We start from the raw sequence: 16,684 nt of genomic DNA, 5'->3' as shown, positions 1-16,684 counted from the left end.
GGCTGCCAGCGATTATGCAGCCGTCCGCGGCGATACCCAACGGGTTCGCGTCCGTTTCGGCAGGCCGTAACCGGCCCGAACGACCACGATGGAGAAGGACGAGAAACCGAGGAGACGCCCATGGCTCAGGAAATGAGCACTGCGGCGGTGAGTCCGGCCCCCGGTGAGGGCCAGAACCGGCGGACGGTCCTCGTCGCCATCGGCGCGCTGCTGCTCGGCATGCTGCTCGCCGCCCTCGACCAGACCATCGTCGCCACCGCCCTGCCCACCATCGTCAGCGAACTGGGTGGCATGAACCATCTCTCGTGGGTGGTCACCGCGTACCTGCTGGCCGCGACCGCGGCCACCCCCCTGTGGGGCAAACTCGGCGACCAGTACGGCCGCAAGAAACTCTTCCAGACCGCCATCGTCATCTTCCTCGCCGGCTCCGCGCTGTGCGGCGTCGCTCAGGACATGCCCCAGCTCATCGGCTTCCGTGCGATCCAGGGCCTCGGCGGCGGCGGACTGATCGTGCTGTCGATGGCGATCGTCGGCGACATCGTCTCGCCACGCGAACGCGGCAAGTACCAGGGGCTGTTCGGCGCGGTCTTCGGCGCCACCAGCGTGCTGGGCCCGCTGCTCGGCGGCCTCTTCACCGAACACCTCAGCTGGCGCTGGGTCTTCTACATCAACCTGCCCATCGGCATCGTCGCGCTCCTGGTCGTCGCCGCCGTACTGCACATCCCCATACGCCCCACCAGGCACACCATCGACTATCTCGGCACGTTCCTCATCGCCTCCGTCGCCACCTGCCTGGTCCTCGTCGCCTCCCTCGGCGGCACCACCTGGGCCTGGGGCTCGGCGCAGATCATCGGCCTCGCCGTCCTGGGAGCCGTACTCCTCGTCGTCTTCGTGTACGTCGAGAAGCGCGCGGCCGAACCCGTACTGCCGCTGAAGCTCTTCCGGATCCGCACCTTCACACTGGTCGCGGTCATCAGCTTCATCGTCGGCTTCGCGATGTTCGGCGCGATGACCTATCTGCCGACGTTCCTGCAGGTGGTACAAGGAGTGACGCCGACCCTGTCCGGCGTGCACATGCTGCCGATGGTGCTGGGCATGCTGATCACCTCCACCGCCTCCGGCCAGATCGTCAGCCGCACCGGCCGCTGGAAGGTCTTCCCGATCGCGGGCACCGGCGTCACCGCTGTCGGCCTGCTGCTGCTCCACCGGATGGAGCAGACGAGCACCGCCTGGGAGACGAGCGTGTACTTCTTCGTCTTCGGCGCCGGACTCGGCCTGGTCATGCAGGTGTTGGTGCTGGTCGTCCAGAACTCCGTCAGCTACGAGGACCTGGGCGTCGCCACCTCGGGCGCGACCTTCTTCCGCTCCATCGGTGCGTCCTTCGGTGTCGCCATCTTCGGCACGATCTTCATCAACCGGCTCGAGAACACACTGGCGGACGCGCTGGCGGGACAGACGGTGCCGTCCGGTGTCGGTGCCGCGCAGCTGGCCGCCGACCCGCGCGCCATCGCCGAACTGCCGCCCCCACTGCGCCCGTCGGCGCTCCAGGCGTACGCGTCGGCCATCACCGACGTCTTCCTGTACGCCGTGCCGGTCATGGTCGTCGCCTTCTTCATCGCCTGGTTCCTCAGGGAGGACAAGCTGCGCGGCTCGGTCACCGCGCCCGACCCCAGCCAGACGCTGGCGTCCAACCCGGTCGAACGCTCCTCGCACGAAGAGGTCGCGCGCGCCCTGTCGGTGCTCGGCTCGCGGGAGGGCCGGCGCGAGATCTACGAGAAGATCACTGCGAAGGCGGGGTACGACCTGCTGCCCGCGGCCAGTTGGCTGCTGCTGCGCATCCGGCGCCACGGCGTGGTGGAGCCCGCCCGTCTCTCCGACGACACGGCGGTGCCGTTGCGCACCATCACCGAGGCCGCCCGGCAGGTGGAGGTGCGGGGGCTCGCACGCCGCGAGGGGCTGGACCTGTTGCTCACCGAAGAGGGTCTGGAGGTGGCTGTGAAGCTGGCGAAGGCCCGTGAGGAGTCCCTCTCGGAGCTGCTGGGCGACTGGTGGGGCCCGGACCGGCCGACCGATCTGGTGCAGCTGGTCGAGGAGTTGAACGCGGAGCTGTGCGGTTCGGACGCGGAACGGCCCTACGGTCCGCCGCCCAGGCGGGACCACGCGGCCTGACGTGAGCGCCGCCTGGCTGCAGGGAGGGCTGGACGTTCGTGACGCCGGTCCCGAGACGTGATGCGGGCGGCTGACCGGCTGCTCCGCTGTGCGGTCGGTGATAGTTGTAGCAGCGCTCGACCTTCCCGCTGTGCCGGCCGAGCCGGCCGCCGGCGGACGCAGTTACGCCGGTCCTCCCGCAACGGATCACGTGTCGTCCACGAGTACGGCCGCCCGCCCGTCCAGCTCGGCGACGCCGGGAGCCTTGCCGTACCGGGACAGCCGGACCCGCATATCCGTCAGGGAGTTGCTGATCTTCACGGGGACGCCTTCGGCGCAGTCGATGAACTCGGACCATGCCGCCAGCGCACCGTCCAGGTCGCCCGCCGCAGGTGCACGTCCCTGAGGTCACCGAGGACGATGGCGCGGGACCGCCGACGGTCAGGGCCGTGAACGTCCAGCGCGTGGCCTTCTCGATGGCGCTCTGGGACTTGGCAGCGCCTCCCGGGCCAGGCGCCGGTCCCCCGTGCAGGGCGGCGGCGTCGGCCAGGGTGGTCTGGTAGTAGGCGACGGCCTTCGGTTCGTCCAGGCGGTCGGCGCCGTGTCGGCCCGGATCATCACGATCCGGGCCTGACGCGGCCGGGTGGTCAGGAGCGTCCGAGGGCCCGGTAGGTCCAGCCTGCTTCGGTCCATGTGTCGGGGTTGAGGGTGCCGCGGCCGTCGATGACCAGGGTCTGGGCGGCGCGGTGGGCGAGGCGGTGCTGGTCGATGTGACCGAACTCGGCCCATTCTGTACTTCTGCAACACGCTTTAGGCGCGGCGGACATCGAAGATGTCAGTCCTGTCGTTCCAGTTGCCACCGTCGGGATATCCCAGACTCGAGAGGCGGGAGACATGGGCCGGAGCGTCAAGCTGCCTGACTCGATCGTTGACCGGCCACGATCGCTTGTCGATGATCCTGCCGTCACCGTAGTTGATGTGCCATCGAGCGACCCAGTAGTAGACCGAGCTCAGTTTGTCGCGGCAGCCGTAGTCGGCGAGGTTCTTCCCGCCGTCGCTGGAGAACCGGAGAATCCTGCCTTCGTAGTTGGCGTCCATATAGAGGCACCAGTAGTCGGCGAGGCACCGGTCAGGGTGTGCCGCTGCGGCACGGGCACTGGTGCCTTCGATGGTCGCTTTGCGTGTCTCGGCGGGCAGTTCGGGATCGGTCAGTACCTCTTCGTCCGAGTCGTAGCAGTGGACTTCTCCGCTGGGCATCTCGGTGCAGCTGGTAGCACCTTCCCATGACTCGGCGAGGTTGATCTTCCGGCCGTTGTACTCGGCGATCACCGGGTTCACCGGCACTTCCACCGGTGTCTCTTCCTCAGGCGTCTCAGTCGGGACGGTGACGGAGGGTTGTGGGGTGGGCTCGTCGGCGTGGACGGCAGGGCTGCCGGCAAACAGAAACGCGCCGACGGTAGCGGTAGCGAGGACCATGGCGGTCAGGGGTCTGCGTATCACAGGCTTTTCTCCGGTGTCGTGTCGTAGGTGTGCAGCCGGGTTCCGTCCGGGCCGTACACATTGAGGACGTAGCCTTGGTCGAGACTGGCGCCTTCCCCAGCCAGGAAGGACGCCAAGTTGGTGGCGAAGTCGTCGAACTGCTCGTAGCCGCTCTTCTTCTGGGTCCATACGGTGAGGACCAGGACGCCGCCCTTGTCCTTCGCCTGGCGGATGCCGACTACGTCACGGTCTCCGCCGGCCGCGTGGTAGCGGTTGGCGAGATCAGTGGCCTGCGGGGAGGGTGACTCGCTGATGGTCGGAGGACCGGACGGACCCGTGCTGTCCTTGTGCGGGCCTGCGTCGTCTGTACAGCCTGCTGTGAGGAGGGCTAAGGCGAGGAGAAGTGCGGGTAGGAGTCGTTTCATCGCGCCAGTGTCGCGGCCCTGCGACGCCGGGACGGCAGCGAGGGGTCGACGATGACCCCAGCGCCCTCGCCGGGAGTGGGGTTCCAGCCACGGATCTTCCCGGCAACCCGGGCCAGGCGAAGGTCGCCGGGGCCCACGTCTATGTAGAAGAGCGATTCGTCTGGCTTGGCATCGTCGCCGCCCCACCGGACGATGCCTTCGAGGTCGGCGAGGATGTCACGTATCACGAGCTCCTGCTGCGGGAAGAACCCGCCCTTCACCCCCGGCGGGTAGTGGCCGGGGCGGATCTGTACGGCGGTTCCCGAAGCCTGGTTGCTCTCGGCCAGGCCCTTGCGGACCTTGCCCGGGGAGCGCCAGCCGATGACGTCGCCCGTGCGGAGCTCGTCGATCTCGTACTGGAAGCGGCGGATCACATGAACGAGGACGGTTTCCACGTCCCCGATGCGTACGGCTGCACTCATACCAACACCGGCGACGGGCCGGTTCCAGACAGAGCCACCGTCGTCGACGACTTTCTCCATCTCCCAGCCGTTCGCGCTCGGCTTACCAGTGAGGACGCGGTTCCGGTCAGGGTTCGCGGACGCTCCCGCAGCTTGGGCGGGGGATGCCACGAGTGTGGTTGCGGTCGTCGCGAGTGTGGCGCCGGCGAGGAGCGCCGCACTGTGCTTGAGGATGGTGCGGCGCGATATATCAGAAGTCATGCCTGACTCCAATTCAGGTCAAGACCGCACGGGCGGCCTGGAGCAGGATGTACGGGACAGGAATGAGAGCCGTGGCCTTCAGCCATGGGGCGAGGGGCTTGTCGCGGTGCAGCGGGATCAGCACGTCGATGACGAGGATCATCAGCAGGACCAAGCTGCCGACTACGACCAAGACGAGCGTGGCCAGACCGGTTTGGTCGCAATCGGCTCCGCACACCTCGACGATGGTGGGGGGCTCCGTGTCGAAGGATGTGCCGGCGAGCCAGTGGTGGTGGGCGAGCCACCACGCGCTGTGCAGCGGAATCATGGCGGGGACGCCGACCAGCAGATTGACCCAGAATGCTACTCGCGTCCGCAGAGGTCCTCTCACTATCCGAGGTACTTCCGCATCGGCGCATAGTACTTGTCGTCAATCAACCGGTAGAGGCCCATGCGCTTCTTTCCTTCGCGCTGTGCGTCCGTATTGTCTAGCGACCCCTGGTAGCGAATCAGGATCTTCTCGGTATCCGCATATGACGTGTTGAGGCCTGGACGGGCAACGTCTATGAGAGAACCGTGGTACATGTGCACGTAGGGCACAGTGGCCATGGTGAACTGGTTATTTGTCCGCACCTTTGTCCATATCTCGAACAGTTCCTTGTCCTTGGCCGAGTCACGTCGTGATGCCGCAGACAGAAGTCCCAGATCGACCGCATGGTTCCGTGCGTTGATCGCAGTCGCGCCGAATATCTGTGCCAGGCCTGTGGACGAGTCACGCATCGAGTCTGTGACCCGGTCCGGCCACCAGTCGGGCAGCTGTCCGGTGTGGTACTGGTACACAGCAGCATCGGAGTACTGGTCGTCGACCGTGAGGACCTTGCTGACGTTGTAGTGCCGCATCTCCCAGAACACTGGCAGCTGGATCAGCGCCTTGCGCATCTTCAACCTCCGAGCCAGGTCGGTGAATACGGTGTCCCAGCTCATGATGAAGTCGATGCACTCGGTGGTGGTCCACTTCGTGTACCAGTTGGATTCGGGAACATCGACCGACTCCATGTAGGCGCGGATATCCTTTTGAAACTGATCCCACCAAATCTTGTCGAACTTTACATCCAGGTCCTTTTCAGGGGCAGTCGGCGGGTTGAAAGAGCTCTGGCCCTTGTCGCGGCCGGAAGCGATGTTGTTGTCGATCTCGATCACTCCGTCACCGGAACCGATGTTCTTCGTGACGATCTGGTCGTAGGCCCAGTTCGTTGGCATCGAGTAGCCAAGGTTTCCGGAGAACCCACTGGACATGTTTGAGACGAAACTAGCCTCCGCGAGCCCGCGTTCGGAGACTCTGGAGCAGATATTGCGCGGTCCGTAGATGCCGACCTTGTACTGGCCTCCCGCAGACTCGATGCCGTCGTTGATGCCTTGGAAGTGCGGGATGATGTGCGACGTGACTTCGTGATCGACGGCGTCGTAGTCGACGGCGAAAAAGATTCGAGTGCCCGGCTTGAAGCCGTGCCTCTCCGCAGCGATCACGGCGGCCAGTCCATCTGCCGTGCCCTGACCGATGCTGAAGGAATCGACACCGCGCCCGTACGTCTGCCAGATCGGGAAGCAGCTCAACCCGTACTGCTTGATCGTCGCCAGTTCGCCGGGCTGGATCTCCTTCTCATACGGCTTCTGATCCGGGAAGGGGTTGTAAAGGTAGCGGCCGATGTACTTGTAGTCGGCGTCCTTCAGGGCCTGTGCCCGAGCTGGGGTGATCTTTGTGACGCCGTCGCACGCCTCGCCCTTGCGGGACTGGTCGCCGTAGGAAACCAGCAGCGAGGACCAGGTCTGAAAGTCACCCTTGCCGGTCACGGGCAGCTTGAGGAATGTCTGGAATTCCCGGACGGCATCTTCCAACACGCCCTGGAAAGAATCCGACATGACGACCGGGCGCTTGTTGAGTTCCATGGCTGCGGAGAAGAGTCGCACCCACACGCCGGATGGGCTACTGATGGATACTGTGTGGTTCTTTAGTCCGGACTGCGTTCCGGGCCCGAAGACTCCGTTCGCGACACCATCGGCCATGCCCAGTTCATACTGGATCGCCAGGAGCAGCGACTTGGCTACGTCGCGCGAGTGGTGACCGTCGCAGGGGATGAGGTAGAAGTCCTTGCGGAGCAGGTACCGGCCGTTCAACCACTGCTGGATGACGTTGATGCCGCTCGAACCGTTGTTGATGGTGACGTAAGCATCCATGTTGAACAGGCCCTTGACCTCCTTCGGCCACAGGTTCTTGTCCGGGTACGGATGGTACGAGCCACTGTCGAGCTTCATCTTCCACACTGCGGCCTTGACGCGATCGTTGTACTTGCCGTCGATTTCACCGCCGTCGTAGCCCTTGCAGTACAGGGCGGACTGGATGATCCGGCAGAAGATCGCCGACGGGATGGTGGTCTCGTTCAGCTTGCCGTACTTCTCGCCGAGGGCCCCAAGGGTGGCAGGCCCGAAGCTGTCGGACAGCGAGGTGATGCGCATCTCGTACTGAAGCGCCCGGGTGAGGGCATACATGACGGTCCAGCTGGTCTGACCGTTCTCCTCCAGCTTCGGAATGCCAAGGGTGGCGCCGTTGCCGTACGTCTTGTTGATGAACTGCTGGGCGCGTTTGACCATCTCGTCCGCCATGCGTCCTCCTCAATCGTCGGTTGGTCAAAAGGGGGGTGCCGCAGCCCCGGACGGGGAGATGGGGCCGCAGCGGCTGGGAAAGAGGGTCAGTGGACGAGCGAAGAGCCAGTTAGCTGCCACGTGGTTGGGCCCTTGCTGTCGTCTTCGATGTCGTAGGTGACGGCGGTGTCAGATGACCACCAGGCGGCTGGATCGAAGCGAGTGGCTGGGGCCTGGCAGGTGAGGCCGGTGGCATTGGCCCAGTCCTTGTTGAACTGTTCGGTGAAGTCACACGTCTTCGACGCGACCACGGTGTCCGTACTCGTCGCGGTGGTGCGCTTCTCGGCGCGCGTGGTGACCTTGAAGCTGGCGAAACGCTCGGACTTGTCCACTACCTGGTCGACCAGGATCTGCCAGTGCACCGTGGCGCGGGCCTGGAACTCGATGCCGTTGACTACTCCGCCGCACACGTCGACGGCGACGAGGGTGTCCGGCCTCGCGCCGGGCAGATCCAGTTCACGAGAGTTTGATGTCGGTCGAGGCGTACAACTCGACGGCGGTGACGAGAGCTTGCGCCGGAACGGCGGTGGCTATGAGGCCGGCAGCCAGTGCGGCCGAGGTGGCGAGGGCAGCGAAGACGCTGCATGCAGGGGGCGTTGTGCGAGCAGACGTGCTCAAGTAGGGCATCCCCTTCTGGGTGTGAGTGAGCTGCGCCGTTGGTTCGAATTCGTTGCAGCAGCGGCGCCCTATGGGACTGCGCGCCAGGGCATGGCAAATGCGAAGGCCACGCACAGAGTTCGGCCAAGAAATGGCTCTCCACGTCGGGCTTCATGGGCGATACAGCGAGACGCGTGGCGGCGCGAACATGCATTCAGGCTGAGTGTGCTGCATCAGTAATCCCCCTGGCTGCCCCGTGAGTACGCATGACGCCGCATTTGGTCTGGACCGGCGAGCGCGATAGTCACCGTAGGCACACCAGGCACAGGCTGTACACCGTGGGGCAAACGCTTGGCTGAAAGCCCAGGCCGAGACGGAGGAACCGGACGGCGCCACAGATAGAGCGAGAGATCTGCAACTTTCCTGTGATCAAAGTGTGAAAGCGGACTCTGAGAAGTACCTCTTTCGAGGGGCGTAGGTCGACTCAATTCGTATGGCCCCGACTCATCGAAGGGCTGAAGTTCGCAGACGGCTCCGCGTGTACCTGCGAACCGCTGGCCGTGATCGACACCAACGTGACCGGCACCCAGAGCATCCTGGACGCGGTGGCCGCAACAGGACGCGTCCGGCGCATGGTCTTCGTCTCCCCCGCGAGCGTCGACGCGTCGGCAATCCAGAGTTCACCCGCACGTGGCCGGTCTCGGTCTACGGCAACACGAAGGCATGGGACGAGGAACAGACCGCGCTCATCCTCGGCCAGGTCGGCACGTCGTACGCGATCGTCCGGTACTTCTCCGTCTACGGCGAACCGCAGACCATCAAGCCCGACTCCCACTCCTGGGTCGTCGCCTGGTTCGCCGCGCGGGCTCACCTGGGCCTTCCGCTGCACCTGAACGGCGGCGGCCGGCAGGTGCGGGACATGGTGCACGTGGACGACATCGCGGAAGGCACCCTCCGGGCTCTGGTCAGCCCGAAGGCACGATGTCCTTGCCGTACCAGATATCCATGTACGGCCCCGAGCAGTACGCCGGGATCTCGTCGTAGCCGTGCCGTGCGTAGAGCGTGCGCGCCTCGATCAGATCGAGACGGGTGTTGAGGACCATCCGCCGCGCGCCGAGCCGGCGTGCCTCGGACTCCAGGATCTCCAGCAGCAGACCTGCGCCCTTCTTCCCGCGGAAGGCGGGGCGCAGGTACACGCGCGTGAGCTCGGCACGCTCGGCGTCCAGCATCAGCACCCCGCCGCAGGCCGCCGCGACGCCGCCGTACCGGCCGACGACGAACTGGCCGGTGGGCGGGGTGAGCCGCTCCACGCCGTCCCCGGCGAGCCCCTCGTCGATCTCTTCGACGGTCGCGGGTCGCTGCCAGTAGCGGCTCGCGACGTCGTCGTAGTACGCGCGGCGCAGGTCGCTCGCGTCGGGGGAGTCGAAGGCCTCGGGGGCCAGGGTCCAGACGGTCATGCCCCTCTCTGTACCGGAAGGGCGGACCCCATGGCCAACGAATTCCGTGCGGGGGAACCGTGAGGCTAGGGGGTCTTCGGGGCAGCCTGCTGGACCACCTCGAACGACCACAGCGTGGACCCGGACGCGGCGGGCTTGGGCCGCTCCCCGCCTTCGCCGCCACCCTGGCTCGCGCCGCCGTGGGAGGCCTGCATGGCGCCCTCCATCCATGCCTGGAAGGAGGCCTCGTCGCGCCAGCGGGTGTAGACGAGGTACTGGTCGGTGCCCTCGACGGGGCGCAGCAGCTCGAACCACTCGAAGCCGTCGGAGTTCTCCACGGCACCCGCGCGGGAGGCGAAGCGCTTCTCGAGAACCTCGCGCTGTTCGGCCGGGACGGTCAGGACGTTGATCTTTACCACGCTGGGCACGTGACACCTCTCAGGAAGAAGCAGGCCGGGTGTCTTGCACCGAGCCTTGACGACGTGCGTGCAGTCTCCTACATCCGGCAGTCGAAGCGCCGTCAAGACGATTCCCGGGGTGCCGCGCTTCAGTGGAGCGTGGCAGTTGGTGCCACTGCGTCACCCCGTGCCTGGTCACCCCGTGCCTGGTCACCCCGTACCTGCCACGGTGATCGCGGCGGTGGACAAAGCTGTTGGCCGTCGCTCGCCGAGGCGGGACAGTTCGGTGTGGTGTTGGTCGGCTGCGGTGCCGGCGGGATTCGAACCCGCGGACAGGAGGGGCAAGGCCCGCCAGACTCCCATCAGTCGACGTGAGAGGAGGCTTCCCTCACGCCGATCGCATTGGGCCGCTCTGCCACGGCTCCGCAACCTACGAGACTGCGCAATCCCGCTCCGGTGAGGGTAAGGACAGCGCTCTGTGGGGGGCAATCTCTTTATGGGAGAACGGGTGTCGAGACCACGTTCGGCATCGTGCCGGCACTGACCACAGAGGTTGAGCCAGAGCCCGAGAGCGGGCAGCACCGGGGGTGGCCGGGCGTTCTGCGTGAGCCGTGACGCCCCTGTTGCCGGAACTATGGGCTCCGTCACAGCCATCGAGATCGTGCCCTGGTGGACTCGGCGGATGGTGTTTCTGCTCCTGCTGTTCATTCCGGCCGGGCTGGTCACTGCCTTCGCCTTCGCCGGCTACGGCTTCGGCACACTCGGCCGAGTCGGCCTCCGGCGCGCCGGCCGCGAGGTGCGGCTCCGGAGCCTCGCCGCCATCCTGGGTGCCGTCGCGGTCGCCCTGTACACCTGGGGGCTGCTCCTTGTCAGCGGTGCGGTCATGGAGGCGGAGGACGGCGGAACCGACTCGGCACCGATTCGGTCCTGCCGTACACCGGGCTGGCAGGAGCGAACAATGGTCAACGGGATCACCGACTACACGGTGGACTACGTGCCGCTCCGGTTCGTCTGCGAGACGAATGACGGCGGAAGCTACGCCACCGACGCCGTTCCCGGCTACGTCAACCCGTCCGTGCTGGGCTTCGCGCTTGCCGCCGGCGTTTGCGTCGGCGCCGCGGCCCTCGAATCGGAGCGCCGTGCCGGGAAAGACCCGGCCGTGTGATGCGGAAAGGCGCCGCTCGACGCAAGGACCGGCCCCTGAACGCAAGCCCCGCCCGCACCCCCCAGCCCCGGTGACAGCCGAGCGCCCGAACGGCTGCCCTGTCCGGCGACGGCGAGCATGACAGCCGAGCGGGGCTCGTGAGCTGACAGCGGCGGACGGCGTACCGCAAGTGAGCGCCTGTGCGAGTCCGTTGACAGACTCTTAGGTCTTCACATGCTCATGCCGCCACCTTGCCCGCACCGCCTAGGCTCACCGTCATGACGCAGGGGATGCAAGGCACGCAAGGCACTCACGGCACGGCACTGAGGTCACAGGCGGGCGCGGTGCAGCGGCTCGGGGAGCGGTGGCTGCGGGAGTTGGGGACCACGGGTGGCGGGGACTTCGTGTGCTCACCCGCCGGGCTGTGGCTGGTGCTTGCCGCCGTGGCCGCCGGGGCGCGGGGCGAGACCGCCCGGGAGCTGGAGGCTCTGCTGGGGGTGGCCGAGAAGGACGCCGCCGAGGCCGTGACCGAGGCCGCGCGGGAACTCGCCGGGACCGATGCGCTGGGCGTGGCGACGCAGGTGTGGAGCCGGGTGCCGGTGTACCGGGAGTACCGCGAGGCGCTGCCCGGCATCGGGTTCACCTCCTCCATGGACCCGGACGAGATCGACGCGTGGGTCAATGAGGCAACCGGCGGCCTGATCGAGAAGCTGCCCGCGAAGATCGCCGACGACACCCTGCTCGCCCTGGTCAACGTCCTTGCCCTCAAGGCTCGTTGGGCCGCGCCGTTCAGCACCGGCCAGACCGCGGACCTGCCCTTCAGGGATGCGGGCGGGGCGGAGCACACCGTGCCGACCATGCGGCGGGTGCTGCGGCCGGGTGAGGCCTGGACGGTGGGCGGCACGCACGTCGTCGAACTGCGCTGCCGGGCGACGTCCGCCGGGGAGCCGGCCCGCGTGCGGTTCGTCCTTGGCGAGGAGGGAGCGGGGGCGGCGGACGTGCTGCCCGCCGCGTGGGCGTCCCCCGAGCTGCGCCGGTGGGTCGAGGCCGACTCGGTCAGGCTCGCGCTGCCGCGCTTCTCGCTCCGTACGTTCACCGAGATCACTCCGCAGCTGCCCGCGCTGGGAGTACGGACGGCGACGACCGAGGCCGCCGACTTCTCCGGGATGTCACCGGAGCCGCTCGCGGTCTCCCTGGTGGCCCAGGAGGCGGTGGTGACGGTCGCCGAACGGGGAGTGGAGGCGGCAGCCGTGTCGGTGGTGCTGATGAACCCGGGCAGCGGGCCGCCGCCCGAGCCGAAGACCATCGTGCACATCGCCTTCGACCGCCCCTTCGGTGTGGTCGTACTCGACGGCAGCGGCGAGGTCCCGCTGTTCGCGGGCTGGCAGTCGGGCGCACCGCAGGCGCCGTGATTCCTTGCCCCGGGTGGGCGCGGGCGCGGCTCCCTCGAGCGCCCGCGCCCCGCCACCTCAGGCGATCACACGCGCCAGCAGGAAACCGTCGTACCCCTTCGTGCCCACTGTCTGTACCGCCGTCGCGCTCAGCCTCGGCTCCCGCGCCACCAGTTCGTACATCTTCCGCGTGCCCGCAATCGCCGGATCGGTGTTCTCCGGGTCCGCCACCGCGCCGCCCCGCACCACGTTGTCGACGATGATCAAGCTGCCCGGGACGGTGAGCTTCAGCGCCCACTCCACGTAGTGCGGGTTGTTCTGCTTGTCGGCGTCGATGAAGACCAGGTCGAACGGGCCCGCGCCCGGCTCGGTCACCAGTTTCGGCAGGATCTCCAGCGCCGTGCCCGTCCGGACCTCGGCGATCTTGTCGAGGCCGGCGCGGGCGATATTGGCGCGGGCCACCTCCGCGTGGTCCGGGTTGTGTTCGAGGGTGATCAGCCTGCCGCCCTCGGGCAGCGCCCTGGCCAGCCAGATCGTGCTGTAGCCGCCGAGCGTTCCGATCTCCAGCACCGTGCGCGCGCCCTGGACCTGGGCCAACAGCTGCAGCAGCTTGCCCTGGTTCGGCGCGACGGCGATGCCGGGCAGGCCCGCCGCGTCGCTCGCGGCGAGGGCCGCTGTCAGGATCTCGTCGTCGGGGGCGAGGAGTTCGTTGACATAGCGGTCCACGGCTTCCCACTGCTCCTGGGTCATGGCACCAGCCTATTTGAGGACACTCGCCATTTCAGGCGATCGGCGGCGGCACCTGGACCGGTGGCGGCGGCAGGACCGGCCTGCGCCGAACCGTCCGTACGCGCAGCAGCAACGCCGCCGCCGACACGGCCAGACCGCCGCCGACCGTCAGCAGCCACGCCGGTACACCGGCCACCGTCAGCAGCTCGTTCTCGTACACCACCCGCCGGAAGGGGGTGTCCGCGTCCGCGGCCCTCAGCTCATGGTCGCCGTTGATCCGGTCCGGCTCCGGGAACTCCTGGTCCAGCGCTGTCAGGAACGTCGCGCCGCCGTCCGTGAGCGAGCCCAGCACACCGCCCGACCGGACCTTCCCCGCGTACGTCACGTCCGGCGTGTACCCGCCGATCGAACTGCGCGGCTCCATCCGGTGCGGCGCCAGCACGAACAGACCCAGTGACTGCGACGCCTTGGCCAGTCGCGACAGCCGCATCGGGTAGATCAGTCTGTCGCTCGCGAAGCTCAGCCGGAGGGGATCGAGCGTGCCGTGCAGCACCGCGCCCTTCTCCCGCGGAGCCAGGCGCACCGCCACGTACTCCCACTTCTGCTCGACATACGGCCGCAGCTCCCTCGCCAGCCCGTCCGGCAGCTCAAAGCCGTTCTCCTCCAGCCAGCCGCGCAGCGCGTCCGGGTCGGTTGCCGTCAACCGTGCGACGTCGAAGTCTCCGAGGCGCTCGCGGCCGACCACACCCACCCCCGCCGCCCCCGGGACCGGTGCGCCCGCCATGTCGCCGGAGGAGTCCGAGCTGAGCGGCCAGTCGCCGCTGCGAGGCCAGAAGTAGTGCCGCTTCCGGTGCTCCGGCGCAATGACCGTGAAGAGTTCGTCGAAAACCGCGCCGTCGCCCAGCTCGACCGTCGCCCGGCTCGGCACGGGCATGATCCAGGCGGCGTTGGGCGCGTTCCCGTCCACGGTGAAGCGCATCAGCATCTGTTCCGTACGGCCGTCCCAGGCGACCACGGACGTCTCGCGGTCGACCGTCATCCGGGACTGCCTGTCCACCACCATCGCCCCGCAACCACAGGCGTACGCCGGGCTGATCAGCGACCCCAGCTGCAGCGCGAGCAGCGCCAGTACCACCGCAAGCACTTGCTGCCTCCGTCGCAGGTGAGGAGTGGTGCGACGTGGCAGGTGTCCCGCTGCTTGATCTTGTATGTTCCCCCGCATGTCTCCTGTGACGGCACGACGGACCTCGCGGTTCCGGAAACGGCCGAGCGAGATATTCGGTCAAAACAGGGTGACAGTCAGGCAAAGAGGGGGTTGCCTGAGTCTTCCTCGTGGGGCAGTGCGAGGCTCTGTCAAACAGAAAACCGGAAAAACAGAAACACCGAACGTGGGGGGCGCGGCGCGAGTGGCGAACGCGGAGCACAGCGTGCGCGGGAGTGCGACGACGGATTCGAGAACAGGGGCGGCCCGGGTCGCCCTCTGGTTCGTCGCGGCCGTACTCGCGATACGGCAGACGGCGGCGGTGCTCCGGCAGCCGCCCGGTGAGCGGCTCACCGATCTGGAGACCTGGATCGGGCCGAACGGCGTGCTGCAGGTGAAGGGGTCGCTCTACGACGCCGACAAGTTCACCGGCACCCCGTTCGCGGGACTGGTGCTCAAACCACTGGCCCGCTCGGCCGAGCAGAGCCTGGGGGTCGCCTGGACCTTCGGCACACTGCTGCTCGTCGTCGTCCTCGGCCTGGTCGCCGCCCGCGCCCTGCCGGGGCCTGTGTCGCGCCGCAGCGGCCTGCTGGCCGCGCCCGTCGCCATCAGCCTGCTGATGCTCTCGCTGCCCGTACGCAACAGCTTCCACCTCGGCCAGACCAGCATCATCCCCGTCCTGCTCGTGCTGCTCGGCTGCTTCGCGGCGCGCGGGGAGAGATCCTCCGGCGTACTCATAGGCATCGGCGCGGCGCTCCAGCCGACCGTGCTCCTGTTCGCGCCGTTGCTGTGGATGACAGGCCGCAGGCGCGCCGCCGTGACCTCGGCGGGTACGTTCGCCGCCTGCTCGGCACTGGCCTGGGCGGCGCTGCCGAGCGACTCCTGGATGTACTGGGTGCACCAAGTGGCGGGCGCCGGGCTCGGCGCCCGCCCCGACAGCCTCGCCAACCAGTCCCTGCACGGCGCGTTGCTCCGCCTCGGTCTGGCGGGCCCCCTCGAGATCGCGCTGTTCGTGGTGCTCGCCGCCGCGGTCTGCTTCTTCGGCCTGCGCCGGGCCGTTCGCTACGCCCAGGACGGGCAGTTGCTGCTCGCCGTCGCGCTGACCGGCTGTGTGGCGGTCGCCATTTCGCCGACCGCCTGGCAGCACCAGCTGCTGTGGGTGCTCCTCGCGGTCGTCGGCCGGGTCGGCAAGCGGGCCTCGGACCGCATGCTCTGGCCGGTCCTGGTGATCCTGGCGATGACGCTGCCGGGCAAGATGCTGCTGCCCAACATGACCCTGCTGCACCCCGTACGCGAAAACGTGGTGCTGATCGCCGCGCTGGCCGCGGCCTGCGCGGTGCCGTTCCTGCCCCGTACCTCGCCGTACTTCCGCCGGCCGGTGCCGACGCAGTACGCCGAGCCGGCCGTCGCCCGCTGGGCCCGCGTACCGCTGCTGCCGTTCTGGCGACGCGTACTGAGCCGCCCGAACCTGCTGCTCGAACTGCTCGTGATACGGGTCGGCTACTCCGTCTACTCGCACATCCGCGCCGCCGCGACGGGTGGCGTGGCCGCGGCCGAGGAGCACGGACGGCAGATCCTCGCCGCCGAGCAGGCCCTCGGCATCGACATCGAGCACTGGGTCAACCATGCGGTGGTGAACGCGAAGTGGGCCGAGGCCTTCTTCGACTTCTACTACACGTCGTTCCACTTCGTGGTGCCGCTGACCATCCTGGGTGTGCTGTACGTCCGCCGCCCCGCCGACTACCGCTGGGCGCGTTCCTCGCTGGCCTTCGCCACGCTCCTCGCGCTCCTCGGCTTCTGGTTCTACCCGCTGGCACCCCCGCGCCTGATGCCCGGCATGGGCTTCATCGACACGGTGCACGGTCCGCAGGACCTCGCCAACCCGGACTACGGGGCGATGACGGCGGTGACCAACCAGTACGCGGCGATGCCGTCACTGCACTTCGGCTGGTCGCTCTGGTGCGGCCTGATCGTTGTCGTTCTCGCGCCGAAGCTGTGGATGAAGCTGCTGGGCCTGCTCCACCCGCTCTTCACGATCTGCGCGATCGTGGCCACCGCGAACCACTGGGTACTGGACGCGGCGGGCGGCGCGGCGGTGGTGGGCGCGGGCTTCGGCCTCACCTATCTGCTGGCGGGGCGGCGGGAGCTCCGGATTCCGGCGGGGGCGGTGCCTGCGGCGAGAGCGGGCAGGGCCGCGGATGCCGACACCGGTACGGCCGCGGATGCGGGTACCGGTACGGCCGTACCTGCGGGTTCCGGCACGAACGAGAACGCGGGTACCGGCACGAACGAGCACGCGCCGGTCCCGGCCACGCCGAAGTAGCCGAGGCAGCCGAGGCAGCCGAAGCAGCCGAAG

16 protein-coding genes, 1 tRNA gene and 1 pseudogene are annotated in these 16,684 nt (G+C 67.7%); 5 read left to right on the top strand and 13 right to left on the bottom strand.

The features are described 5' to 3' along the window. Nucleotides 1-120: 120 nt before the first annotated feature. Complete coding sequence (locus OG883_RS23420) at nt 121-2,169, top strand: MFS transporter (protein WP_266544158.1); 2,049 nt, start codon at nt 121-123, stop codon at nt 2,167-2,169. A 626-nt stretch (nt 2,170-2,795) separates the two neighbouring features. Here OG883_RS23420 and OG883_RS23415 read toward each other — a convergent pair. The 8 genes from OG883_RS23415 to OG883_RS23380 all read right to left on the bottom strand — a co-directional run bounded on the left by OG883_RS23415 (nt 2,796) and on the right by OG883_RS23380 (nt 8,050). After that, nucleotides 2,796-2,975, bottom strand: coding sequence for a hypothetical protein (locus tag OG883_RS23415; RefSeq protein WP_266544155.1), 180 nt, complete (start codon nt 2,973-2,975; stop codon nt 2,796-2,798). Beyond that, the gene (locus OG883_RS23410) at nt 2,959-3,648 is read right to left on the bottom strand and encodes a peptidase inhibitor family I36 protein (protein WP_266544152.1); all 690 of its coding nucleotides are present in this window, start codon (nt 3,646-3,648) and stop codon (nt 2,959-2,961) included. The genes OG883_RS23415 and OG883_RS23410 overlap by 17 nt, the downstream gene beginning before the upstream one ends. Next, nucleotides 3,645-4,052: a hypothetical protein gene (locus OG883_RS23405; RefSeq protein ID WP_266544149.1), complete on the bottom strand. Its 408-nt coding sequence runs from the start codon at nt 4,050-4,052 to the stop codon at nt 3,645-3,647. Before OG883_RS23405 ends, OG883_RS23410 begins: the two co-directional genes overlap by 4 nt. Further along, the gene (locus OG883_RS23400; RefSeq protein WP_266544146.1) at nt 4,049-4,753 is read right to left on the bottom strand and encodes a hypothetical protein; all 705 of its coding nucleotides are present in this window, start codon (nt 4,751-4,753) and stop codon (nt 4,049-4,051) included. The genes OG883_RS23405 and OG883_RS23400 overlap by 4 nt, the downstream gene beginning before the upstream one ends. Before the next feature lie 13 nt (nt 4,754-4,766). Continuing rightward, nucleotides 4,767-5,060, bottom strand: a complete 294-nt coding sequence (locus tag OG883_RS23395; RefSeq protein WP_266544143.1) for a hypothetical protein — start codon at nt 5,058-5,060, stop codon at nt 4,767-4,769. 62 nt (nt 5,061-5,122) lie between these two features. Beyond that, on the bottom strand, nt 5,123-7,393 hold the full coding sequence (locus tag OG883_RS23390; protein WP_266544140.1) for a glycoside hydrolase domain-containing protein: 2,271 nt from the start codon (nt 7,391-7,393) through the stop codon (nt 5,123-5,125). 86 nt (nt 7,394-7,479) lie between these two features. Next, the gene (locus tag OG883_RS23385) at nt 7,480-7,842 is read right to left on the bottom strand and encodes a hypothetical protein (protein WP_266544138.1); all 363 of its coding nucleotides are present in this window, start codon (nt 7,840-7,842) and stop codon (nt 7,480-7,482) included. Nucleotides 7,843-7,888: 46 nt separating this feature from the next. After that, nucleotides 7,889-8,050, bottom strand: a complete 162-nt coding sequence (locus tag OG883_RS23380) for a hypothetical protein (protein WP_266544135.1) — start codon at nt 8,048-8,050, stop codon at nt 7,889-7,891. A gap of 472 nt (nt 8,051-8,522) precedes the next feature. On the opposite strand from OG883_RS23380, the pseudogene OG883_RS23375 reads away from it, so the two are divergent. Continuing rightward, nucleotides 8,523-8,945 (top strand): annotated as a pseudogene (locus OG883_RS23375) (NAD-dependent epimerase/dehydratase family protein); the annotation flags it as partial. Nucleotides 8,946-8,994: 49 nt separating this feature from the next. On the opposite strand, the gene OG883_RS23370 reads toward OG883_RS23375, so the two are convergent. The 3 genes from OG883_RS23370 to OG883_RS23360 form a co-directional block, all read right to left on the bottom strand. Continuing rightward, nucleotides 8,995-9,486, bottom strand: coding sequence for a GNAT family N-acetyltransferase (locus OG883_RS23370; RefSeq protein WP_266544132.1), 492 nt, complete (start codon nt 9,484-9,486; stop codon nt 8,995-8,997). A 65-nt stretch (nt 9,487-9,551) separates the two neighbouring features. Further along, nucleotides 9,552-9,893 carry an antibiotic biosynthesis monooxygenase gene (locus tag OG883_RS23365; RefSeq protein ID WP_266544129.1) on the bottom strand — a complete coding sequence of 114 codons (342 nt, stop codon included), beginning with the start codon at nt 9,891-9,893 and terminating at the stop codon, nt 9,552-9,554. Between the two features lie 275 nt (nt 9,894-10,168). Continuing rightward, nucleotides 10,169-10,288: transfer RNA gene (locus tag OG883_RS23360), tRNA-OTHER, on the bottom strand. A gap of 257 nt (nt 10,289-10,545) precedes the next feature. Here OG883_RS23360 and OG883_RS23355 point away from each other — a divergent pair. Together OG883_RS23355 and OG883_RS23350 are read left to right on the top strand one after the other, a co-directional pair. Continuing rightward, nucleotides 10,546-11,028, top strand: a complete 483-nt coding sequence (locus OG883_RS23355; protein ID WP_266544126.1) for a hypothetical protein — start codon at nt 10,546-10,548, stop codon at nt 11,026-11,028. Between the two features lie 269 nt (nt 11,029-11,297). Next, nucleotides 11,298-12,419 (top strand): serpin family protein, encoded by a 1,122-nt coding sequence (locus OG883_RS23350; protein WP_266549371.1) that lies wholly within the window; start codon nt 11,298-11,300, stop codon nt 12,417-12,419. 57 nt (nt 12,420-12,476) lie between these two features. Here OG883_RS23350 and OG883_RS23345 read toward each other — a convergent pair whose 3' ends face one another. Continuing rightward, nucleotides 12,477-13,148, bottom strand: a complete 672-nt coding sequence (locus OG883_RS23345; RefSeq protein ID WP_266544123.1) for an O-methyltransferase — start codon at nt 13,146-13,148, stop codon at nt 12,477-12,479. Nucleotides 13,149-13,179: 31 nt separating this feature from the next. Continuing rightward, the gene (locus OG883_RS23340; protein ID WP_266544120.1) at nt 13,180-14,271 is read right to left on the bottom strand and encodes a DUF2330 domain-containing protein; all 1,092 of its coding nucleotides are present in this window, start codon (nt 14,269-14,271) and stop codon (nt 13,180-13,182) included. 283 nt (nt 14,272-14,554) lie between these two features. On the opposite strand from OG883_RS23340, the gene OG883_RS23335 reads away from it, so the two are divergent. Next, on the top strand, nt 14,555-16,651 hold the full coding sequence (locus tag OG883_RS23335; protein ID WP_266544117.1) for a bifunctional glycosyltransferase 87/phosphatase PAP2 family protein: 2,097 nt from the start codon (nt 14,555-14,557) through the stop codon (nt 16,649-16,651). Nucleotides 16,652-16,684: the final 33 nt, after the last annotated feature.

It is taken from the genome of Streptomyces sp. NBC_01142 (assembly GCF_026341125.1).
In the GTDB taxonomy this organism is placed as follows: Bacteria; Actinomycetota; Actinomycetes; order Streptomycetales; family Streptomycetaceae; genus Streptomyces.
Note: the sequence above shows the minus strand (reverse complement) of the source record. Positions and strands in the feature narration are given on the sequence as shown.